This is a genomic window from Chryseobacterium sp. HNCC26DJ238 (genome assembly GCF_057180465.1).
On the sequence record NZ_JBXUGI010000006.1, the window covers coordinates 158,845 to 181,586 of the forward strand.

Here is a 22,742-nt window from a genome sequence, read left to right on the forward strand (position 1 = left end):
AGGCATCTTTCTGTTGCGTCGGAAAACCCTTCCAGCGTTCTAAACGGTGAAAGGGTTGTGCGTGGATAAAAGTAAATACCAATAAAAAATGAACAGTCCCCTCAAACTAAAAAAGCTGCCCGAAAAGCAGGACAGCCTATTATTGATCAGAATTCCATTAATTTATAAGATTCCATTCTTATAAGTAATCCTGTATTTCAAAGTTTTGTTAATTCTATTTTCTTTTCAGATCCAGGTCATCAAAATCAAAACTGAAATCTGTGATATCTGAAATTGGTTTTATTTTCGCTGATTCTGCCTTACCATTTTCATCATAACTGAAGATAATGTAGGCATCTGCATCGTAGCTTCTGTCATCCCATTTGATGATAAAAGAATTGTTTGAATAAGGAAGCAGTTCACCTTTTAATCTCGGAGAATTTTTGCACGAAATTCTGTACGTATTTCCCTGCTGGGCAATTTCTACATCTCCAAACCAGATGTCATTGTATTTTCCTGTAAACTGTTCCGCTTTGGGCTGAAGGTTTTTATCTTTTTTAAAAACTTCTGATTTTGCGAATGCTTCTTTTTTCTGTTTTTCATATTCATCATTTGCTTTTGACATTCTGTCGCCGTAAGTTTTCAGCCAGTTTCTGTCAGCTATTCCAAGATAAGAATCTTTAACCGTATTGGTAATCGTATTGAAGGCAGCACCTGACTGTTGATTTGTCAGCACTACAATTCCTAATTTCATATCCGGAATCAAAGTAAACTGAGTCACTGTTCCGATCAGGCCTCCTGTATGCTGTACCTGTTTATGACCCTTCACATCACTAAGAAACCAACCCAGCCCATAACCATAAAAACCAGTATCATAAGGGCTTTTCATTGCCACCGGGCTTGCAATCTGTAAATTCCACAACTGCTGAACCTGCTTATCTGAAACTAATTTCTTTCCGTCTTTCGTTGTGAATCCATCCAGAAGAAACGCTGCCCAAGTAGTCATGTCTTTGATATTGCTCATGATTCCGCCTGCAGCGTTGGCTGTCTCATTCCAGTCATGAGGAACAGCGATCACTTTTCCGTCCGCAGGTGCGTGAGCATCAATCTTATTAGCTACTGCTTTGGCTCTGCTGTAACTTCCGAAACTTGAGGTCATTCCTACAGGTTTCATGATTCTCTGCTCAATAAATTCTGCCCATGTCAGCCCTGAAACCCTGTGAATCACTTCCCCAGCAACGATAAACATGATGTTATTATAATCCAAAGTGGTCCTGAAAGGATTTTCAGGTTTTAAATATCTTACATTGTGTACAATATCATTCACCGTCAGGCTTCCGCCTTCAGGGAAGAACATTAAATCCCCCTGTCCCAAACCCAATCCGGCTCTGTGGGTGACCAGATCCCTGATCGTTACATGCTGAGAAACATAGGCATCATTCATCTGAAATTCAGGAATGTATTTTGAAACATTGTCATCCCAGTTCAGCTTACCTTCATCGGCTAAAATTGCCAGAGCCGTACAGGTAAACGCTTTAGAGTTGGAAGCAATCCCCACTAAAGTAGTGTCATCCATCGGTTGCTTAGATGTTAATGAGCGAACACCGAAACCTTTCGAATAAATAATTTTACCGTCCTTAATGATTCCGACAGACATTCCGGGAACTTCAAAAGTTTTTAAGGTATTCTGAATGAGTTCATCCAGTTTTTTCTCTTCAACCTGACCGAAGGCAATGAAAGAGACAAAAACAAATAATAGAGAGAGCTTTTGCTGCATTTTTAAATTTTTTCAAAGTTAATCAATTCGGTATTATTGAGTAAATTTGCATGGTAAAGAAATCATGATTGACAATGACTAAAATTCTCCTCCTCTCCGATTCACACTCCTATATTGATGACAGAATCTTAGATTATGCTCATCAGGCTGATGAAATCTGGCATTGCGGAGATTTCGGGAGTTTTGAAATCATTGAACAGCTTGAAAAAATAAAGCCTTTAAAAGGCGTCTGGGGAAATATTGACGGAGCAAAAATCCGTTCCGAATTTCCTGAGGTGAATCGTTTTTTCTGTGAAAAGGTTGAAGTCCTTATGATTCATATTGGTGGGTATCCCGGGAAATATACGCCACTGGCTCATAAAGAAATTGCAGAGAAGGCACCGAAGTTATTTATTTCGGGACATTCACATATTTTGAAAGCAATGTATGATCAGAAAAACAGTTTGCTTCATCTCAATCCCGGAGCCTGCGGAAAGCAGGGATGGCATAAAATGAGAACGATGATGCGGTTTGTCGTTGACGGCGAAGAGATCAAAGACCTGGAAGTAATTGAACTGGGAGCAAAGGTCTGAGGTTTTGATTAGAATTTGCCCTTTACCGGAGGGATATCAAAAATTCTAAAGAATTTTGTAGAATTGCCTAGCCCCGATAGAAACGGTTACCCCACAGCAGGCGCAGGCAAAAGCCCAGGCGCGAGGAGTATGAGTGGATAGCGGGAAACAGCTCCTTAAAAACAGAAAATGCATCTGTTCCTCAGGATGTGACAGAAGAAAAAGATTTATGAAAATTAGTGATAAAGTTTCGGTGGTAGATGAAGATTTAAGCGGAGTCATTACTTCGGTGAATGGAAACATGGTTGTCTTCAAAGATGAGTATGGTTTTACCTATCAGTATGCGAAAGAAAAACTGGTCCCTAAGAATGCTTCTATTTACGAAAATATACAAGTAGTCAGAAAGGCTGAACCCAGAAAAACAGTTTCTAAAAAACATGATAAAAATCCTTTGATCCTTGATTTGCATTTTCATCATCTGGTTAAAAATCCCAATGACTATGACAGTTTTGAAAGACTGTTCATGCAAAAAGAAAAACTGGTTCAGACGATTGCCTTCTGCAGGAAAAATCATCTGAAAAAGCTTGAAATAGTCCATGGAATTGGTGATGGGGTTCTTCAGACTTTAGTCTGGGACGTACTTGAAAGTCAAACCGGTCTGGATTTTTACAACAAAGAAATACTTCACCATCAATCGGGTGCGGTAATGGTAGAATTTCACTAAATTTGCATCAATTGCTATATGAACGTACTTAATTTACTTTTTACCAAAGACGGACTGATCTATCAGATTTCCAAAAACAAAAGTGTTTTGGAAGAAAAGTCTTATCTCGTGAATGAAGAATCCCCTGCCAACTTTCTTTCTGAAAAACTGGAAGAAGCTTTGCTCAAACAGAGATATGATGAAGTTTCTGTAATTTCTGCACTGAATCATTTTACGCTGATGCCTGAAGGTTTCGCAGAACATGATGCCGGATATGACCTGATCGCCTACAATGCACCTGTTGACAAAGAAAATGAAGAACTGATGCTTTCCATAAACAAGAAATTTCAGTTACAGTTTTACTATACGTTTCCGAAGGATTTTTATAAAAAAATTAAAGACCTTTCAATTCCCGTGAAATTTAATTTTTCGGGTGAAAAGTTTCTCAATTCAATACATAATAAAACAAATAAGGAAATTCACATCAATCTCTATCACAACCAGTGTGAGTTTTTTGCAATTGCCGGTAAAAAAGTGATCTTATACAATAACCTTGATGTAAACTCGGAAGTTGATTTCCTTTATTTTGTGATGTTCACATTAAGTAAAATCGGTTTTGGCATCAATGACACCAATTTTTTTGTCTATGGCGAAACGACAGAAAATGAAACTTTTATTTCAGAGCTTCAGAAGTTTGTTAAAAATCTGAAAATTGTTTTTGATAATATACCGAACAGGAATTTTGTATTGATGTAGGAAGCTGTATGGCTTAAAAGAGCGTAATTACAAAGTTACAGACCATGCCGTAATGAGGATCAAGTTTGCGAAAGCTTCCGCTTTACAGCAGATCATATCCTAAATATCAACAGGAAGAGGTATCTTCAATCGTTTATAATTATATAGTGTTGACATAAACACCCAACTTCTAACAACCCAATAAAATGTACAGAATAATTGCCGGTAAATGGAAAGCAAAAAAAATTGCGGCTCCGAAAAACTTTGATGTAAGACCAACCACAGACTTTGCCAAGGAAGCTTTGTTCAGTATCATTGAAAATAAATATGACATGCAGGCGAGTGCCGTGCTGGATCTTTTTGCAGGGATTGGCTCCATTACTTTTGAATTCGCTTCAAGAGGCTGCAAAGATGTAACTTCGGTAGAATTAAACCCTAAGCATACTTCATTTTTAAACTCTACCGCATCAGAACTGGGATTTAGTCTTAACGTAAGTGTACAGCGCGGTGATGTTTTTGACTGGCTGAAAAAATTCAGAAATAAAAAATCTTACGAGATTGTTTTCTCTGATGCACCATTCGAAACAGAAGAAAAGAAATACATGGAATTAATTTCTCTTGTTCTGAATAACAAATACCTGAAGCCTAACGGAATTTTTATCGTAGAGCATCAAAGCAGAATGAAGCTTGATCACCCCAATTTGATTGACAGCAGAAAATACGGAAATATAACATTCAGTTTTTTCGAACCTAACCAGGAGGAAGCAACAATGACAGAAGAAAAAGACAATCAGGAAATTTAATTCCTGATTTTTTTTGTTTAAATTAGTTACTGTAAAATGAATTATGATGAGTTTTTTAGAAAAGATGAAAAACAGGTATACTGTTAAAAAGTATAATCTTCAGGCAGAAATCAGTCAGGAAAAAGTAGATGAGCTAAAAGCAATACTTAATTTAAGTCCGTCTTCCATTAACAGCCAGCCCTGGAATTTTGTGTTTATCAAATCACAGGCGACCAAAGAACAGTTGTCTGAATTTTCTTTTCATAATAGACAGAAAGTCATCGACTGCAGTTATATTATCGTATTTCAGGTGCTTAAAAGTTCTGAACATTTTGAGAAGCATATGCATGAATACCTTAATGAGGTAGGAATTAATTATTACAATACGCTGATCAAACCGAAAGGTGAAGAATCTGTTAAATCGTGGATGACCCACCAGGTATATCTTGCACTTGGTGTCCTGCTGTCCGCCTGTGCCGAAATGGAAATTGATTCTACTCCCATGGAAGGCATTGAGCCTGATCAGTATGATGCGATCATCAATAATGCCGGTTACGAGTCTGTTTTTGCAGTAGCCATTGGCGAAAAGTCTGAGACTGATAATAATCAGTTAAAAATCACTCCAAAAAGAAGATTAGATTCTGAAAAGATTATTGTAGAGATCTGAAAAAATTAAGATTTGGCTCATGCCAATGTATTGAATTCTGTAAAAAACGGGTTGAAGCCTGTTTCTCTTTAAATTTTACAATACCTTTAATTCTAAATCGATACTTTTCCCAAAGAATTTTTTTGAAATCTTCTCAAAGTTTTTCGTGATATCTGACAGATAAAAATGGTAGGTAGCCTTTGGATTGCCGGAATTCAGAAGATGGTATTTGTCCAATATGATATTCAGATGGTTGGCAACAATATTCGGAGAATCGATAACCCGGACACGGTTTCCGTAATACTGCTTGATCTCATCAATCAGTAATGGATAATGCGTACAGCCCAATATCAATGTTTCAATATTTTTCAGTTTCGCATTACTCAGGTAATTATAAATAATTGAATGCGTAATCGGATGATTTTTAAATCCTTCTTCAATGGCAGGAACCAATAACGGCGTTGCCAGTTCGTCAACTTTAATAAACTTATTGTGCTTACGGATGCTTTTCTTATACAGCCCTGAATTTACCGTAGCTTTCGTCGCAATCACCCCTACATTGGTATGTATTTCATACGCCACTTTTTCCGCCACAGGATTGATCACATCAATAACAGGAACTTTCCCGGCAACAGACTGCATCACTTCATTCAGAGCATTGGCCGTAGCGGTATTGCATGCGATAACAATCGCCTTGCAGTTTTGTTCCAATAAAAAATTGGTGATTTTCGTAGAATATTCTATAATCGCTTCCTTGGATTTTTCGCCGTAGGGTAAATGCTTGGTATCTCCGAAATAGATAAGGTCTTCATGCGGAAGAAGTCTCTTGATTTCCTTTGCGACTGTCAAACCACCTACGCCACTATCAAAGATACCGATAGGCTGCTTAGGTGAAAGATGCGGATAATCCTGTTTTTTAGTTTTCAAACGAAATGAAATTTAGTGCAAAAATAGTGAATAGAATTGTAATTAGTTAAGATTACTCACCGAAAAATCTTTTGGATACCTTACCTTATAACTGATTCTCAATTTCTTTGTTTCAGAGGGAGAAATTTTTATGTTCCAGGTCAAATATCCTTTCTCCTTATCTATTTCCGCACCGTCTGTCTGCAGTAATTCAATCTTTATGCTTTCATCTTTACTGAGAGGAAACTGATCTTTAATTTCTATATCTACAGCTTCCTTTTTATTGTTTCTTATCACAATATCATAAGTAATTGTTTTTTCCTGATAAGAGGAAAAGAATTTTACGCTTGATTTATCATCAATTACTTCTTTTCTGATATTAATTTTCTTATCATCTCCCAATGTAATATTTAGTTCATCAATTGTCTGATTGGGTTTAATCATTGTTTCGCCAATAAACATATTTTCAAAAATAATATTCGCTGGAGCAGATATGAGATCATACTTGTTAAAATCTTTTATTTTTGCAATTAAGAACGCATCTGTATTATATTTAGGAGCAGCAAAGTATTTGTAACTTGCCGGAATTTTTATTTGCTTAAGATTAACGAAGTTCTCCTGATTATTTGACAGAATATCATAAGGAATATCTACCTCAAAACTAATATTAAATTGATTTTCAACAGATGTAAAACCAACTCCTGTTACCACTACTTCTTCAATCTGTTTCTCTTTAACGATCGTATCTGCAATTCTGCCAGAACTCATTACCTGAACATCCTGCTGTCTGTAAGATTCTAAAAACCAAGGATTCAAAACCGGCGCAGTGTTATTTCTTCCTGACCTTCCGTTAATCAGAGATAACTTTACTCCTTTCCAGTCAAGACCTGTCTCCTGTCGTATCTTTGCTTTAAAAATAACATCTAAAGGCTCTGAAATTTTGGTTCCTCTTACTTCGTAAAAAGGCTCCCAGGATGCATTTTCAGCTAAATAATTAATATCAGCTTTTACAGTTCCTGCAGCAGAACTCAAAATCTTCACAATTAAAACTCCGTCTGAAGATGCTTCTTCCATTGCAGAATTGATTTTCAGACTGTTTCTCAGTCGATTCATTTTTCGTTGTAGATCAGAAGTCTTTTTGTTGATTTGAGATATTGTACTGCTGATTTCGATCCTTTTGGTTTTATAATAATCTGCAAGCTGCATCAGCTGTGCTACATTTGACATATTGCTACCTACCAGAACGGTTTGATTTTTATCTAACAGTTCTAATGTTTTATTATTGGCATCAAGTTCAATATTCGCTTTATTAACAAGATCTTCGAGCAATGTAATACTGTCGGTAACCTTTTTAATGCGGGGATTTGTTCTGTCCATATCATATTCGGAAGTATAATCATCGGTATATTGAACTGATAAGACAGTAACCTCCTTATTACTGATGCGCACCTGTAAAGACTTTTCTAAAATTTCATCAGAAATATTGGTTATAATTACTTCAGAAGCGCCCATTGGCAAAGAAAAACTTGCTGTATTTTGCAGCTCAGCAGAACTCCTGTAAACATTAACGGCATTAACTTTTGCTTTAACAAAAATAGGCTTTTGTGAATAATGTAAAACTCCAAGAAATAGTAAGAGCAGTAATAAATTTTTCTTCATTGGTTATTCTATTTAATCCAAATATACACTAATGGCTTTAAACCTGAAACAGATCTGATGCAATTCCGTCAGCCATAAACCAATGCTTTTCAGGAATTTTAAGGTGATTGTTGTCTTCAATTAAAATACCGTCTTCAATTTTCTGTTGAATTTCTTTATGAAACTGATCCAGAATATCTTCTTTAAATTTATTCCTTACATCACTAAGATCTACTCCCCAGGTTGTTCTGAGTCCGATCATAATCATTTCATTGAACTGATCTTTAGATGAAAGAATTTCTGTTTCTTTTGCCAGAAGATTAGAATTTAATTTTTTAATGTACTGTTGATTGTTGGCGATATTCCAGCTTCTGGCATCAAACCCGTTATACGAATGGGCAGACGGACCAATGCCAAGATATTCCTGATACTTCCAATAGGCTGAGTTATGTCTCGAATGAAAACCTGCCTTTGCAAAATTGGAAATCTCATAATGCTCAAAACCGTGGTCTTTCAGGAAATCAATCATGTAATAAAACTCCCTGCTCTGCTCTTCTTCCTTCGGTTGTGAAACCCTTCCGTTGGCAATCCAGTTTTCTAGAGCAGTTTTAGGTTCTACAGTCAAAGCATAGGATGAAATATGCGGAACTTCAAGCGCTATTGTTTTATTTAAATTCTGTTTCCAGACTTCTAAACTGGAAGTTGGCGATCCATAAATTAAATCAATACTCAGGTTTTCAAACCCAAAATCCTGCGCTCTTTTGATTGAACCTTCAGCATCAGAAGCATTATGTGCCCGATTCATAAGTATAAGATCTTCATCAAAAAAACTTTGCGTTCCGATGGACAACCGGTTAACAGCAGAATTTGAAAGCTGTTTTAAAAAATTCCGGTCCAGATCATCTGGATTTGCTTCTAAAGTCACTTCAATATCTGAACTGAAAGTAAAATATTTCAAAACTTCATCGATCAAAGACCTGATTTCATCTCCGGAAAGGATCGAAGGAGTGCCTCCACCGAAATAAAGTGACTTCAGATCTTTATTTTGAAGTTCATCCTTCCGGAGAAATATTTCTTTTTTTATTGCTGCAATCATCTCATCTTTAAACTGTAAAGAGGTTGAAAAATGAAAGTTGCAGTAGCTGCACTTCTGTTTGCAGAAAGGTATGTGAATGTACATCATAAAAAAGCCCTGAAAAATTCAGAGCTCAAATTTATTTAAATTAAATAAGATTAGTATCTAAATCCTCTATGATTGATAAAGTTATCAAAGTTGTAACCCAAACCAAGCATAAAGCTGTTTCCACCGTACTCCTGAATGTCAGACATTCCCAGGTTATATGTTGCTCCAACCATAAATTTGTTGAATCTTACCTTTACAATTGGTGAAATACTAAGCTGCTGATTGTCAAATCTATTCTGTACACCTCTGTAACTTACACCGAAAGAGAATGCATTAATATCATTGGAAAAAGTAGCCATCAGGTTTAAATCCATCATTCTGGTAGAATTGGTATTTAAATTGATTAGAGCGGAAGGAGTAATTGCAATATTGTCTGCAATTTTCCAGTCGTATCCTAAGTTTAAGAAGAATTTGATCGGTGATGGCTCGTAATTGTTTACGATAGACTCGTCATTGCTTAAGGCAATATCATTCACAGAGATACCTCCGAATAAACCTTTATATGTTGCAGCCAAACCAAAGTTGGCATAAGCCATAAAGATATTACTTTCATTTCCCTGCAATAATGGGTCATACCCGTCTTCCGTATTAATTTTAGAATAATCAAAATTCATATTATAAAAATTAACACTGGTACCAAAAGAAAACTGATCTTTTCTTTCTCCATCACTGCTTAAAGGAATGAAGTAAGATGCTCCTGCTGTAATACCTCCTGCAGAAATAGGACCGTTGCTGTCTCTGAAAACGGAAATACCCGCTCCCACTCTATCAAAAATATTAGCATTGATCCCCACAGACTGAACGTTTGGAGATTCGCTAAATTTTGAAAATTGTTGTTGATAGTTTAGATTGAGCTGTACATAGTCCGTTTTACCATATTGTGCAGGGTTGAACAGGAATTCACCATCCAAAAGATATTGCTGATAGTATGGTAATGATTCTTGTGCTTTGTATGCATTAGACAAAAGAGCTAAACATACGATAGCATATAGTTTTCTCATAACAAATCTTGATTTCAATTCAACAAATATAAAAAAATTCTCAATATATTTTTAGTTTTCTAAATAATTTCTCCATTTTTTTACGGCATCCGTCATATCTTGGGGCATTGGGCTCTCAAAATACAATTCCTTTTTAGTGGTTGGATGTATAAATCCTAAAGTGTGTGCATGAAGGGCATGTCTGGGTAAAATTTCGAAAACATTTTTCACAAACTGCTTATACTTAGGGAGATTAACTCCACGAAGGGCAATATTCCCTTCATATCTCTCATCATTAAAGAGGGTATGCCCAATGTGTTTGAAATGTGCACGGATCTGGTGGGTTCTGCCGGTTTCTAATTTACATTCTACCCATGTCATATATTTAAATCTTTCCAAAACTTTATAATGGGTTACAGCGTGCTTTCCCTGGCTTCCGTCAACATAAGTGTACATCTGCATCCTGTTCTTTGGATGCCTCCCAATATGACCTGTTATAGTGCCTGTATCTTCTTTTACATTTCCCCAGACAAAAGCCCAGTAAAGCCTTTTGGTTTTTCTTTCGAAAAACTGTTTTGCCAGAAAGCTCAAAGCATATTCATTTTTAGCAATCACGAGAAGTCCTGAAGTGTCTTTATCGATTCTGTGTACAAGGCCAACCCTGTCAAGATCAGATTTCTCACCTTTCTTATCGAAATGAAAAGCCAATGCATTCACCAATGTGCCGTCCCAATTTCCGAATCCCGGATGAACAACCATTCCCGGTTCTTTATCTACCACGACCAAATCATCATCTTCATAAACAATATTAATGGGAATATCCTGTGGAATGATCACATTCAGTCTTGGAGGGTGAGCAAGTAAAAGGGAAATCTGATCTCCGGGCTTTACCCGGTAGTTTTGTTTTACAGGATTCCCATTGACAACAACGTTACCGGCCCTGCAGGTTTGTGAAATTTTATTTCTGGAAGAATTCTGACGGAAATTCAAAAGGAATTTATCAATTCTCAAAGGTTCCTGCTTACCGTCAACAGTGATATTCACATGTTCGTATAAACCTTTATTTTCCTCATCAATATCGATATTATTAGCATCTAATAATTCTTCGTCTAAAAATTCTTCATTATCTTCTGTCATGATCTTCTTTTTTACATAAAAGGCCCCAACATGTTAAAGTTGAAGCCTGAATCTTATTATAAAGCTATCCCTTAATTAATGATAACCTTTTTAGCTTTTGGCTTATCCGCAACCGTGGTCGTTGGCGGTTTCGCAGAGTTGTCCGTAGAATTTACCTTTGCCTTTGTATCTGCATTTTTACTATTGCTTACCGGCTTAGAAACTGTGGCCGCAGAAGGTTTTGGACTTGCAGACTTTGGAGCCACTGCTGGTGGAGGAACCGTATTTACCGGTTCATCCTGAAAGTTAGGAACCTCTTCATATCTGATTGGCGGAAGAGTTGTATCAATTTTCATCCTATATGTAGAATTCAACTGATCGATCCTGTCACGCAGTTCTGCAGGGGTTTTCTTACTCGCCCACAGATCGATCTGCATTCCCTGGTCCCTGGCATCTCCTGCAGCAGGATCCTGGTAATAGACAATATCAGATTCGTCCTTCCCGCCATCCTCATGTTCTACAATTCCTACTTCAAAAAGGTTTCTTGCAATATATGCTCTGGCTTCCTTAACAGTAAGGCCTACTACATTCGGAATGGTAATATTTCTCATTGGACCTGTTCCCACAACCACGTCAATGACTGAGAATCGTGGAATTTTAGTTCCTGGCTGAACAGCATTTCCTTTAAATAAAATCCTTAAAACAGCATCTTTCTGGATACTCGGTTCATAAATAGTATCAGCAACTTTCAATCCTACCTGTTCCAGCCTCTGGAATGCCAGCCCTGAATATTTATTAATCACATCAGGTACAGCAACAGGAGCCCAGCTTTTAGGATTCACCATTAACTGAATAGCCCGGCCGTCTTTTACCCGTGATCCCGGAGAAGGATAAACTTTTAGAACCTGAAGGGGTCTGAATTTTGGATTAAATGCAGCACTGTCTACTTCGTAATCAAGCCCGTTATCCTCTAATATTTTGACAGCGTCATGTACAGATTTATTAACAACGTTGGGGACAGGAATTTCCTGACCATGGTTGGTATGGTACTCCAACCAGCGGAATGTAAGCCACACCAATCCCAGAAAAACTGCGATTGCCACGACTAAATTAACTAAGACTTTCCAATTGAAAAGTGATTTAAGCATACTTGAAAATACTTGAATTATAACCGCAAATATAACTAATAATTTTTGAATGCCCTTTTTATTTAACAGAATTAGCATTTGTTTCAAATTTTCTTAAATTCAATTCCTGCGTGATATAATTTCATTAAATTTGCCTTAAATGATACAAACGGATATGAGCAAAAAACACGTTGCTGTAGTGATGGGAGGTTATTCTGACGAATATAAAGTCTCCATGAAAAGCGGACAGCTGATCTATGATTCCTTAGACAGAGACCTTTATAATGTATACAAAATCATTATTCTGAAAGATGAATGGTATTTTCTGGATGAAAAAGAAAACAAGCTTCCGATCAGCAAAGGAGACTTTTCTGTCCGTATCAATGGTGATGAAACTTTAAAATTCGATGTATGCTTTAATATCATCCACGGAACTCCGGGCGAAAACGGCATCCTGCAGGCCTACTGGGATGCTATCGGGCAAACCTATACAGGATGTGATTTTTATCAAAGTGCTCTGACATTCAATAAAAAAGATACACTTGCTGTTTTATCCAAATATGGAATTCCGTCTGCCAAAAGTGTATATTTACGAAAAGGTGAAGAAATCAATGTTGATGAGATCATTCAGGATCTTGGTCTTCCGCTGTTTGTAAAACCTAATCAGTCAGGTTCATCACTTGGAATTTCTAAAGTAAAAGATCCGTTTGAACTGATTGCTGCTACCGAAACTGCATTTAAAGAAGATGATGAGATTTTAATTGAAAGCTTTTTAGACGGAATGGAAGTCTCTGTTGGAGTCATTGATTATCAAGGCGAAACAATTGTTTTGGGAATTACGGAAATTGTTCCACAAAATGAATTTTTCGACTATGAAGCCAAATACGAAGGAGCGTCTGAAGAGATTACTCCTGCAAGAATTGACGCAGAAACCACAAAAAAAGTTGAAGAGATTGCAAAAAGAGCCTACAACTCATTAGGGATGAGTGGTTTTTCAAGAAGCGAATTTATTTTGATGGACGGCGTTCCTTACATGCTTGAAATCAATACAAACCCGGGATTCTCCCCTGCCAGTATTCTCCCTCAACAGGCAAAAATTTATGGAATTTCCATTAAAGACCTGTGCGGAAACGAAGTTGAAAAAGCACTGACTAAAAATAAGTAGCGTCAGAAAATAATAATTTTAAATTTAAGGGTCAGAATCTTGCTTTAAAATTCAGAATTCAAGCCCCCAAACTCAAAACTGTTTACGCATGAAAATTGCTGTTTTTCCTGGATCTTTTGATCCTATCACCTTAGGACATTACGATATTATAGAGAGAGCTGCGGCACTTTTTGACAAAGTCATCATTGCCATCGGTCAGAATTCTCAGAAGAAATATATGTTCCCCCTTGAAAAAAGAATGGAATTTATACAAAATTCAGTAGCCGAATTTCCTAATGTGGAAGTCGACCATTTTGAAGGTTTAACGGTGGATTACTGCTTTGAAAAAAACGCTCAGTTTATCCTGAGAGGACTGAGAAATCCCGCAGACTTTGAATTTGAAAAAGCCATAGCCCACACCAACCGCACTTTAGCTCATAAAAAGCTGGAAACCGTGTTCTTACTGACCTCATCAGGGAAATCATTCATCAGCAGCAGCATCGTGAGAGAGATCATTAATCATGGCGGCGAGTACGAATTGCTGGTGCCGGATGCGGTGAGAGTTGAAAAATAAATAATAGATGATAAGAGATAAATGATTTCGCCATTAAATATTTTATCAATTATAAACTATCAATCATCATTTATAAATAATGCACGAACAGCTCAATCTTATTATAGAGATCCTCGGTACCATATCATTTTCGATGTCGGGAAGTTTTGCAGCAATGCAGAAACGGCTTGATCCTTTCGGAGTACTGATCATTGCCTTTGTAACTTCTGTCGGCGGCGGAACAGTAAGGGATTTGCTTCTCGATATCCCGGTCTTTTGGATGCACGATCTCCTGATGTGCAGCCTCATTCTGATAACAAGTTTTTTCTCTATGGTCTTCAAATCTGTTGAGAAGAATTTTAAAGTGACTTTATTTATCTTTGACAGCTTCGGATTAGGTTTATTTACCATCATCGGAGTCCAGAAAGGACTTAACTTAGACATCCATCCATTGATCTGTATTGGGCTCGGTACCATTACCGGATGTTTCGGGGGAATTATCCGGGATATTCTGCTGAACAGGATTCCGTTAATTTTCAGAAAAGAAATTTACGCAACGGCGTGTATCGTTGGAGGATCGACATTTTTACTGCTCAACCACTTTACCAATCTTTCCTATACTTTTATACAGGTTGTTACCATTCTGATGATTGTAGCCATGCGAACCTTCGCAGTGAAATACCATTGGCAAATCCCTAAGTTTTATGGGTATGAGAGTAATTCGGAAATGTAGAGAATATAGGAATAAAAAAAATGCATCGGAAAGTGATCCGGTGCATTATTTATCTTGATAAAATTTATTCTGATTAAAACTTTCCTCTCTGTCTCATGTGAGGATTATGCATATGCTTCTGCATTGTCGGCATTTTTAACTGATCTTTCATCATTTTGATCTGATCGGTCATCATCCCTGCGGTATCAAGCCTTTTAGCTTCTTCAAGAAGTTTTTGTCCTTCCTGTCTTCTTCCCTTTGAAATTGCACCAGCTGCTAAATTTAATGTTGCCATTGCTCTGTCATGCTTCATATTCAGACCATATTCCAAAGCTTTTCTCATTAACGGCTCTACTTTCGTAGGATGATCCTGAGCCAAAACTAAACCCTGCAGGTAATGATAGTAACCATATTGGGTCTTATGAAGTTCTGTTTTATAATCTTTAATATTATTTAAAAACTTTGATGCTTTTACCATGTTCTGTTTTCTCAGTTGCCAGAAGGCCAAAAGAATATTTTCGTTTTTAAAGAAAAGGAAAATAGGTAAAGCAGCTAGAAGAAAAATTACAATTCCCCAGCCTAAGTTTCTTGTAAAAAACATCATATACAGACCTCCCAAAATAAGAAGTGCCCCTACTACGATTTTTATGTATTTATTCATTATTAAAATTTAGAAGTGCAAAGATAATAAATTTGATTGATTGTTCATTGTATATAACTGTTACAAAACCACCAGCTATCTAGGATTAATGTTCTGTTTTCTCAAAAGTCTGAAAAACAAAATCGTATTGATTTTTATCGTCTTTTCCGTGAAAAACCTCTTCAGACAGCTTCCAGATTTTCGGATCAATTTTCGGAAAGAAGGTATCCGCTTTTAATTCAGCTTTCACTAAAGTAACTTCAAGCCTGTCAGCAATTTCTATGGTCTGTTCATATATATTTCCACCGCCGATGATGAAAATATTTTCATCTATTTTTTTTGCAAATTTCACGGCTTCTTTAATACTCCCTACAATTAAAATCCCTTCCTCAAACCAGTTTTTCTTTCTTGATATTACAATATTGGTACGGTTTGGAAGTGCTTTTCCGATACTTTCATAGGTTTTTCTTCCCATAATAACCGGATGTCCCGATGTGAGGTCTTTAAAATGTTTTAAATCTTTAGGAAGATGCCAGAGCAATTGGTTGCCGGCACCAATTTCGTTTTTCTCACCCATCGCCACCACTATTGTTGTCATTTAAATAATTTTCTGCAAAATTAGCACATAATTTGTATATTTGGGTAGCACACGAAAATTAAAAAATAAACAAATATAAAATCACACATGAAAAACAAAGGTTGCCTGAGCGCCGGAACCATCGGCATAGCTCTTCTTATCATCGTTGCCATACTATTTTTCTGGGGAAAAAGCGGATACAATAAGTTTGTAACACAGGAACAGAACGTGAACACCAAATGGTCGAATGTAGAGACGGTTTATCAGAAAAGAGCCAATCTGATTCCCAATCTGGAAAGAACCGTAAAATCATATTCAAAATTTGAACAGGAAACATTGACAAAAGTAGTCGAAGCACGTTCCAAAGCCACCTCTATCAATATTGACCCATCAAATATGACCGAAGCTGATATGGTTAAATTTCAGGCAGCACAGGGAGAATTATCAGGAGCGTTGAGCAGATTGATGGCTGTGGTGGAATCTTATCCTAACCTTAAAGCAGATCAGCAGTATACTAATTTCCAGCGTGAATACATTGCTATTGAAAACAGTATCCGCTCTGAAACGGTATATTATAATAAAGCAGCAGAACAGTATAATGTTTTGATAAAAACATTCCCTAATAATATCCTGGCTAATTTCACCAACTTCAAAGAAAGACCTCAGTTCAAAGCAGCTGCAGGAGCCGAAAAAGCACCTGAAGTATTTACAGAGTAATGGGCCGGTATCTTACAGATCAACAGATAGCTTCCCTTGTGGAAGCTATTCAGTCGGCAGAAAATCATTCTACCGGAGAGATTAGGGTGCATATCGATTCTACAACATCCCAAAATAATGCAGAAACAGCTTATCAGGTTTTCAATGAACTTTGCAAGGATCAGACAAAAGAGAAAAATGCAGTTCTCTTTCATATAAATTTTGAAGAAAAATACCTTACTATCATTGGTGATACCGGCATTCATGCAAAAGTCCATCAGTCTTTCTGGGATCACCTCCATGATTTCATCACCTCCGAATTTGCAAAGGGCAACTATTTTAAGGCTTTAAAAAGTGCTATTCTTGAAACCGGTCTCGAACTCAAAAAACATTTTCCCGTAACGGGAGAAAACCGCAATGAACTTCCCAATGAGATTACCTTCTCTTAAAATATTATTTTCATTCATCCTGATATGCCTGTATACTTTTGTATCGGCTCAATATACCATACCTGCAAAACCTTCAGTATTATATCCTGTATATGATGAAAGCAATCTGCTCACCCAGCAGGAGAAAAATGAACTCAACAATAAACTGATCAGGTTTGCAGATTCTACTTCAACAGAAATAGAAGTAATCATTATTCCTTCAACCAAGGGAGAAGATATCAATTACCTGGCAACCATGTTTGGCGAGCAATGGGGAATCGGACAAAAAGGTGTAGACAACGGAATAGTTTTCCTGATTGCAACGCAGGACAGAACGATATCTATTCAGCAGGGACGGGCTGTTGAACAGTATTTAACAGCCTCTGTTGCCGGACAGATTATCGATTACATTGTCACTCCCAACTTCAAAAAAGGAAAATGGTTTGAAGGCATCAATGGTGGAACGAATGCTATTATGGATGCTGTCCAAGGTAAATTCAAACCCCTCGCCCATCAGAAAAAATCCGGTGAAGGAAGTGTTTCAAAATTGATTATTATCGGTTTTATAATCTTCGTTATACTCATTGTGATATTTGGAAACAAAGGTGGAGGTGATGACGACGGAGATGTCATTCTGAGCAGGAGAGGACGCCGTAATTATCCAGGTGGATTCTTTCCTTTCCCGGGAAGTTTCGGAGGAGGATTTGGCGGTGGAAGCTCAGTAGGCGGAGGAGGCGGATTCGGAGGCTTTGGTGGAGGCGGAAGTTTTGGCGGAGGCGGAGCTTCAGGCGGATGGTAGTTATTGTTAAAGTGGTTTAAATTGCCAGCCTACATTAAAATAAGCTCAGAAATATTAATTTTTACACACACTAGTGTGATATAAAAAAATAAAAATTACACAAGTTTTTTTTTCGTTAACATTTAAATAGTTTTGAATTGAATTTAAAACAAAATAATTTTTATGAAAAAATCTTTAAAGCTTGCATCTTTTGCAATGCTCTTTTTAGGAGTGCTATCATGCGGCACCAATGATACTGTTGAAGACATCACTGAAAGTACAAATTTAAGAAAATCGGAAAATGAAAATCTATCAGCAAAATACACTCCTGAATATACTTTTTTAGGCTCCGGATATAATGTTACAAAAAGTTTTGCAGTAGAAAGTTCAGCTGGTAACCAGGTTGTAGATGTCTATCAGTTGACAAACGCTATCGAAACACAACAGACCTCTACGCAGGAGTACAAAGAAAATTATGGAGAAAATGCGTATGAGTATTCAAAAAGTGTGACAACAAAACTTGATTTAGGAGGAACATTTTCTCTATTCAAACAGTCAATTACGGCTTCTTTTAATGGTTCACTTACACAAACAAATAAATTTGACGGTAAGTACATCTATGGAAGCTACCATCTATTGATCAAACAAAGGAGATATAAATTTACAATTCCTGCTACGGAATTAAAAAATTATCTAAAACCGCAATTTGTTCAAGACATACAAACGTTTACTCCTCAACAAATTGTTGAAACTTATGGTACACATGTACTTACAGACATTTACACCGGAGGGAAACTGGATGTGATGTTCAGATCAGAAACATCAAATGAAAATAGAACAAATGCATCTCAGGTAGGTGTAAAAGTTGCGGTAGGAAATATCTTCAATATCAATGTCAATAATAATTCCGATACATCTTCATCATCTAAAAACTTTAATAGAACCTTATATTATAAATCATACGGAGGTGATGCTACGCAGCAATTACTCGGCACTTTAAGTCTTGACCAGTCCAACCCAACTGTCAGTATTGCCAATTGGCAAAACTCCTGTACTCCTCAAAATTCTGTTTTTGTTGATATAGCAGAACATGGTGTTGTTAAATTATATGACTTAGTAGAAGACCCAATTAAGAAAGCATCCCTGAAAGCTTACATCGATCAGTACTTAATAGATAACCAGGTACAGATGGAATTTGTACCAATCCAGATACACAGATATTATAATAACAGTACAACGGATCATTTTTACACAAAAGATACGGGATCATTTAGCGGTTCAGGATATGGATATGAAGGGGTAGCATTTTTAGCTTACAATTACAAAGCTCCTGGTTCAGTGCCTGTATACAGATATTGGAACGGTACGGATCATTATTATTCAACTTCTCCGGGAGCACCTTCCGGATACAGTGCAGAGGGAATAGAATTTTACGCCTATCCTTCACAATCAAATGGAAGCCGTCCTATTTATCAGTATTATGGACGAAAAAAAGGAGATCACTTTTACACAACTTCGCAGCAAAATTATGCTAATTATACATACGAAGGAATTCCTTTTTATGCTTTATAAATAAAAAAAATTAAAAAAAAACAGACTGGAATTGTAAATAATTCCAGTCTGTTTTTTTTATTATAGTTAAGCTTGGCAGATTCAAAACTCAAATGCATGAAATATTTTCATTATATTTACTCAAAACAGATTTTATGAAGAAAACGCTGGTAGTTTTTGCCCATCCTTATCTGGAACACTCAAACTCGAATGTAGAGTTAATCAATTTCTATGTCCGTCATCAGCATTTTACCTTACGGGATCTTTATGAAGAATATCCCGATTTTCATATTGCAGCATTCCGTGAACGGAAAAGACTGCAGAATTATGAACGTTTTATATTTCAGTTTCCTATCATATGGTTTGGGATGCCACCATTGCTGCGGCTCTGGATTGATGAAGTCTTTGACAGAAACTGGCTTAACGAGGGAGAAGAAAATCCTTTGGAAGGCAAAGAAGTCTACATTGTAGTAACAACCGGAGGTAAAGAAAGGTCATTCAGCAAAGAAGGCACTTATCAGTATACGGTTGATGAGCTCATCAGCGGACTGATTGTTTCTTTAAAAGTTTTCAGAGCACAGGTGAAAGATATCGTCATCGTTTATGAAGCGAATAAATTATCAAAAAAAGAAATTATTCTGCAGAAACAGAAATTTGTAAAACTTTTAGATCAATAAAATGGAATCAACTTTAGCGATGAACACCCTGCTTTTTCTGGGCGTTGCCATTATTATGGTTCCGCTGGCAAGAAAGCTGGGTTTAAGTTCTGTAATCGGCTATATTTTAGGCGGAATTATCATTGGCCCTTATGTTCTGAAACTGACGGGAAATGATGTCAACGATATTATGCATGCCAGTGAATTTGGAGTGATCATGCTTTTATTTCTGGTAGGCCTGGAATTAGAGCCCAGAAAATTCTGGGAAATGAGAAAAAAAATTCTCGGACTCGGGCTTACCCAAATGGTGCTAACAATCTCCCTTCTCTTTCTCATCTTCATTGCTGTCGGCTGGAAAACGGATAAGGCAATAGCCATTGCCATGTGTTTTGCTCTTTCATCTACTGCAATCGTTCTTCAGACTTTGCAGGAAAAAAACAGTTTTAAAACCGTAGCAGGTGAAGCATCATTTTCTACCCTTTTATTTCAGGATATCGCAGTAATTCCTATCCTTGCAGTTTTACCATTGCTTGCCCACTCTAAAGTAAAGCACAGTGAAAACGAAGTGCAGGTTCTGATTCAGAAACTTCCGGAATGGCTGCAGGCCGGAACGGTTATCATGGGCGTTGTGATCCTGATTCTATTGGGAAGATATGTATTCGTTCCCTTTTTAAGATATGTTTCAAAGGCAGGAATGACCGAATTATTAACTGCCTCTTCCCTTTTCCTGGTGATCGGTGTATCTGAACTGATGGTATCGATTGGGCTTTCACCTGCATTAGGGGCTTTCCTTGCGGGAGTCATGCTGGCCAACAGTGAATTCCGGCATGAACTGGAAGCACAGATTGACCCCTTCAAAGGACTTCTTCTTGCCGTATTTTTTGTGAGTGTAGGATCTACGATGAACTTTAATGTTATTGCAGATGATCCGTTATTTATTTTCTCAACGGTTTTTGCCGTCTTATCCGTTAAATTTATTGTTTTATTTTCTATTGGTAAATTTTTCAAAATGGATAATCCGCAGAGCCTTTTCTATGCCTTTGCTCTTTCTCAGGTCGGGGAGTTTGCATTTGTACTCATCAACTACGGCTCGGATCTTTATCTTTTCGGTGAGGAATTAAATGCCCAGATGATGGCCGTTACTGCTATCACCATGTGTATTACTCCTTTCTTACTGATCATCAACGACCGGCTGATTACCCCCAGATTCATTAAAGGAATTCCTGAAGAGAAAAGCGATTTTAACATTCTCGAAAACAATATTGCACAGAAGAAAATTATCATTGTTGGTTTTGGCCATTTCGGAAGTACAGTAGGCAGGCTGCTCAAAGCCAATAAGATTTCAGCCACTGTTCTGGACAGAGATTCTGACCGTGTAAAATTATTGAGAGGCTACGGCTTTAAAGTTTATTACGGCGATGCAACCCGAATTCCCGTTCTGAGAGCGGCCGGAATTGAAGATGCTGAGATCCTCGTGCTCTGTCTTGACAATTCGGGAGATAATAAATTCATTGCAGAACTCGTGAGTGAATATTATCCTGATGTGAAAATTTTTGTAAGGGCAAAAAACAGGATAGACGCCTATTCTTACCTGAATAATGGGATTGATAATATTTACCGTGAAACGTTGGGGACTGCCGTTGATATGGCTGTAGATGTTCTTCATGAAACAGGTATGCGGAAATATGCTGCGCGCCGCCTGGGACAGAGATTCATGTCAATCGATAAAGCCTCAATCCGAAAACTGGCAAAAGCTGAACATGATGATGAAATACGGCTGTTTACCACAAAAGAACTCCTCCAGAGAGAGGAGGAGCTGTTGGCTTATGACAATCTTAACTTTGACGGTAAAAATTGGGAGGGCTCTTCTTCATCTGCTGAGGAAGAGGATGAAGAAAACAGGAAATGATTATTGCACAGAAACACTTCCACCGCTATTCTCTTCTTTTTTCACAGTTGTCACATTTCCTTTTTTATAAACAGTAACACTTCCGCCTGAAGAGGCTTCTGCATCCACAGTTGAGCTGGCACTGATCTCAAGGCTTGCCCCACTTGAAGCGTCTGCCTTAAGGTTATCTACAATAACCTCTCTCCCATTGATGCTGCTTCCTGACGAAGAGCTCATTTCAGCATTTTTAGATTTTCCGGAAATAGAAATGCTTGCCGCTGAAGATGCATCTACATCCAGGTCTACGGCCCATATTTTCCCGTCAAAACTACTGCTGCTGTCAACAGATATCTCTAAGTTATTGGCTTCCAGATGTCCGGTAATGCTTGCTGCACTTGAAGCCTCCACTTCTGTTTTTTCCTGAGTAAATTTGTCTTTTACGGTAATGCTTGCTGCAGAATTGGCAATCAGTTTCACAAAATCTTTAGCATAAATCTTTGCAGTTACCCTGTTGGTATTCATCACCCTGATTCCGGTTTTGTAGTGGATGTGGACTTTTCCGCCACGCCTTTCTACCAGGACCTCATCAATAATATTGGAGGGTGCCGAGATGACCACCTTTTCGATATCTGATTTAATAATCTCAGCTTCAATAGCCTGAGAAACTTCGATTTCATCAAAATCTCCGTTAAATTCCTTCTGTTTCAGAGGTCCGTGTTCTTTATTGGAAATATCCGGAAGCCATTTTGATTTTTCTGTTTTGTCATTGCAGGCAGAAAAACTGATCAGTCCGGAAAAAAGTAAGAGGGTAGAATATTTCATGGTCATTTTTAATAAATTTTGTTCGTATACTGTTAATAACAGCTAAAATATAAAAAATATTACATCCTAAGGTAATTATTTACAATGGGATAAGGGGTAATAACTTAGTAATTATTAATGAACTTATATTTTCAATACAGGACTTTAATGATCCGATACACTCTAAAAAGAACT

24 protein-coding genes are annotated in these 22,742 nt (G+C 37.3%); 14 read left to right on the forward strand and 10 right to left on the reverse strand.

The genetic code is table 11. From position 1 onward, the window contains the following. Nucleotides 1–214 precede the first annotated feature (214 nt). A complete protein-coding gene (locus tag AC2A07_RS07755; RefSeq protein ID WP_484049934.1) occupies nucleotides 215–1,756 on the reverse strand; it encodes a serine hydrolase in 1,542 nt (513 codons plus the stop codon). A gap of 74 nt (nucleotides 1,757–1,830) precedes the next feature. On the opposite strand from AC2A07_RS07755, the gene AC2A07_RS07760 reads away from it, so the two are divergent. The 5 genes from AC2A07_RS07760 (at nucleotide 1,831) to AC2A07_RS07780 (ending at nucleotide 5,194) form a co-directional block, all read left to right on the forward strand. Beyond that, entirely contained in the window at nucleotides 1,831–2,328 is a 498-nt protein-coding gene (locus tag AC2A07_RS07760; RefSeq protein ID WP_484049935.1) for a metallophosphoesterase family protein, read from the forward strand. A 208-nt stretch (nucleotides 2,329–2,536) separates the two neighbouring features. Next, complete coding sequence (locus AC2A07_RS07765) at nucleotides 2,537–3,031, forward strand: Smr/MutS family protein (protein ID WP_484049936.1); 495 nt, start codon at nucleotides 2,537–2,539, stop codon at nucleotides 3,029–3,031. An 18-nt stretch (nucleotides 3,032–3,049) separates the two neighbouring features. Beyond that, nucleotides 3,050–3,766, forward strand: coding sequence for a DUF3822 family protein (locus AC2A07_RS07770; RefSeq protein ID WP_314496677.1), 717 nt, complete (start codon nucleotides 3,050–3,052; stop codon nucleotides 3,764–3,766). Nucleotides 3,767–3,951: 185 nt separating this feature from the next. Beyond that, nucleotides 3,952–4,548, forward strand: coding sequence for an RsmD family RNA methyltransferase (locus tag AC2A07_RS07775; protein WP_484049937.1), 597 nt, complete (start codon nucleotides 3,952–3,954; stop codon nucleotides 4,546–4,548). A gap of 43 nt (nucleotides 4,549–4,591) precedes the next feature. Continuing rightward, the gene (locus tag AC2A07_RS07780; protein ID WP_484049938.1) at nucleotides 4,592–5,194 is read left to right on the forward strand and encodes a nitroreductase family protein; all 603 of its coding nucleotides are present in this window, start codon (nucleotides 4,592–4,594) and stop codon (nucleotides 5,192–5,194) included. A 75-nt stretch (nucleotides 5,195–5,269) separates the two neighbouring features. Here AC2A07_RS07780 and murI read toward each other — a convergent pair whose 3' ends face one another. The 6 genes from murI to AC2A07_RS07810 all read right to left on the reverse strand — a co-directional run bounded on the left by murI (nucleotide 5,270) and on the right by AC2A07_RS07810 (nucleotide 12,144). Beyond that, nucleotides 5,270–6,100: a glutamate racemase gene (gene murI / locus AC2A07_RS07785; RefSeq protein ID WP_314496668.1), complete on the reverse strand. Its 831-nt coding sequence runs from the start codon at nucleotides 6,098–6,100 to the stop codon at nucleotides 5,270–5,272. A 42-nt stretch (nucleotides 6,101–6,142) separates the two neighbouring features. Beyond that, a complete protein-coding gene (locus AC2A07_RS07790; RefSeq protein WP_484049939.1) occupies nucleotides 6,143–7,738 on the reverse strand; it encodes a DUF4139 domain-containing protein in 1,596 nt (531 codons plus the stop codon). 37 nt (nucleotides 7,739–7,775) lie between these two features. Continuing rightward, nucleotides 7,776–8,885: a radical SAM family heme chaperone HemW gene (hemW, locus tag AC2A07_RS07795; RefSeq protein ID WP_484049973.1), complete on the reverse strand. Its 1,110-nt coding sequence runs from the start codon at nucleotides 8,883–8,885 to the stop codon at nucleotides 7,776–7,778. A gap of 65 nt (nucleotides 8,886–8,950) precedes the next feature. Next, the gene (locus tag AC2A07_RS07800; RefSeq protein WP_484049940.1) at nucleotides 8,951–9,901 is read right to left on the reverse strand and encodes a PorP/SprF family type IX secretion system membrane protein; all 951 of its coding nucleotides are present in this window, start codon (nucleotides 9,899–9,901) and stop codon (nucleotides 8,951–8,953) included. A 51-nt stretch (nucleotides 9,902–9,952) separates the two neighbouring features. Then, complete coding sequence (locus tag AC2A07_RS07805; RefSeq protein WP_484049941.1) at nucleotides 9,953–11,017, reverse strand: RluA family pseudouridine synthase; 1,065 nt, start codon at nucleotides 11,015–11,017, stop codon at nucleotides 9,953–9,955. A 71-nt stretch (nucleotides 11,018–11,088) separates the two neighbouring features. Beyond that, nucleotides 11,089–12,144: a PASTA domain-containing protein gene (locus AC2A07_RS07810; RefSeq protein WP_484049942.1), complete on the reverse strand. Its 1,056-nt coding sequence runs from the start codon at nucleotides 12,142–12,144 to the stop codon at nucleotides 11,089–11,091. Nucleotides 12,145–12,298: 154 nt separating this feature from the next. On the opposite strand from AC2A07_RS07810, the gene AC2A07_RS07815 reads away from it, so the two are divergent. The 3 genes from AC2A07_RS07815 (at nucleotide 12,299) to AC2A07_RS07825 (ending at nucleotide 14,553) form a co-directional block, all read left to right on the forward strand. Continuing rightward, entirely contained in the window at nucleotides 12,299–13,288 is a 990-nt protein-coding gene (locus AC2A07_RS07815) for a D-alanine--D-alanine ligase (protein WP_484049943.1), read from the forward strand. Nucleotides 13,289–13,376: 88 nt separating this feature from the next. Continuing rightward, the gene (gene coaD / locus AC2A07_RS07820; RefSeq protein ID WP_047447322.1) at nucleotides 13,377–13,841 is read left to right on the forward strand and encodes a pantetheine-phosphate adenylyltransferase; all 465 of its coding nucleotides are present in this window, start codon (nucleotides 13,377–13,379) and stop codon (nucleotides 13,839–13,841) included. A gap of 79 nt (nucleotides 13,842–13,920) precedes the next feature. Continuing rightward, a complete protein-coding gene (locus tag AC2A07_RS07825) occupies nucleotides 13,921–14,553 on the forward strand; it encodes a trimeric intracellular cation channel family protein (RefSeq protein WP_314496646.1) in 633 nt (210 codons plus the stop codon). A gap of 73 nt (nucleotides 14,554–14,626) precedes the next feature. Here AC2A07_RS07825 and AC2A07_RS07830 read toward each other — a convergent pair whose 3' ends face one another. Both AC2A07_RS07830 and AC2A07_RS07835 read right to left on the reverse strand, forming a co-directional pair. Then, nucleotides 14,627–15,193 (reverse strand): DUF2892 domain-containing protein, encoded by a 567-nt coding sequence (locus AC2A07_RS07830; protein ID WP_314496643.1) that lies wholly within the window; start codon nucleotides 15,191–15,193, stop codon nucleotides 14,627–14,629. A gap of 85 nt (nucleotides 15,194–15,278) precedes the next feature. After that, complete coding sequence (locus AC2A07_RS07835) at nucleotides 15,279–15,770, reverse strand: dihydrofolate reductase (RefSeq protein ID WP_314496640.1); 492 nt, start codon at nucleotides 15,768–15,770, stop codon at nucleotides 15,279–15,281. Nucleotides 15,771–15,857: 87 nt separating this feature from the next. On the opposite strand from AC2A07_RS07835, the gene AC2A07_RS07840 reads away from it, so the two are divergent. The 6 genes from AC2A07_RS07840 (at nucleotide 15,858) to AC2A07_RS07865 (ending at nucleotide 21,767) form a co-directional block, all read left to right on the forward strand. Beyond that, nucleotides 15,858–16,466, forward strand: coding sequence for a LemA family protein (locus AC2A07_RS07840; protein WP_484049944.1), 609 nt, complete (start codon nucleotides 15,858–15,860; stop codon nucleotides 16,464–16,466). Continuing rightward, nucleotides 16,466–16,894: a TPM domain-containing protein gene (locus AC2A07_RS07845; RefSeq protein ID WP_484049945.1), complete on the forward strand. Its 429-nt coding sequence runs from the start codon at nucleotides 16,466–16,468 to the stop codon at nucleotides 16,892–16,894. The genes AC2A07_RS07840 and AC2A07_RS07845 overlap by 1 nt, the downstream gene beginning before the upstream one ends. Further along, on the forward strand, nucleotides 16,875–17,672 hold the full coding sequence (locus tag AC2A07_RS07850) for a TPM domain-containing protein (protein WP_484049946.1): 798 nt from the start codon (nucleotides 16,875–16,877) through the stop codon (nucleotides 17,670–17,672). Before AC2A07_RS07845 ends, AC2A07_RS07850 begins: the two co-directional genes overlap by 20 nt. 162 nt (nucleotides 17,673–17,834) lie before the next feature. After that, a complete protein-coding gene (locus AC2A07_RS07855; protein WP_484049947.1) occupies nucleotides 17,835–19,223 on the forward strand; it encodes an MAC/perforin domain-containing protein in 1,389 nt (462 codons plus the stop codon). Between the two features lie 134 nt (nucleotides 19,224–19,357). Further along, nucleotides 19,358–19,879, forward strand: coding sequence for an NAD(P)H-dependent oxidoreductase (locus tag AC2A07_RS07860; protein ID WP_484049948.1), 522 nt, complete (start codon nucleotides 19,358–19,360; stop codon nucleotides 19,877–19,879). 1 nt (nucleotide 19,880) lies between these two features. Beyond that, nucleotides 19,881–21,767, forward strand: coding sequence for a monovalent cation:proton antiporter-2 (CPA2) family protein (locus tag AC2A07_RS07865; RefSeq protein ID WP_484049949.1), 1,887 nt, complete (start codon nucleotides 19,881–19,883; stop codon nucleotides 21,765–21,767). On the opposite strand, the gene AC2A07_RS07870 is transcribed toward AC2A07_RS07865, so the two are convergent. After that, nucleotides 21,768–22,568, reverse strand: coding sequence for a head GIN domain-containing protein (locus tag AC2A07_RS07870; protein ID WP_484049950.1), 801 nt, complete (start codon nucleotides 22,566–22,568; stop codon nucleotides 21,768–21,770). Nucleotides 22,569–22,742 lie beyond the last annotated feature (174 nt).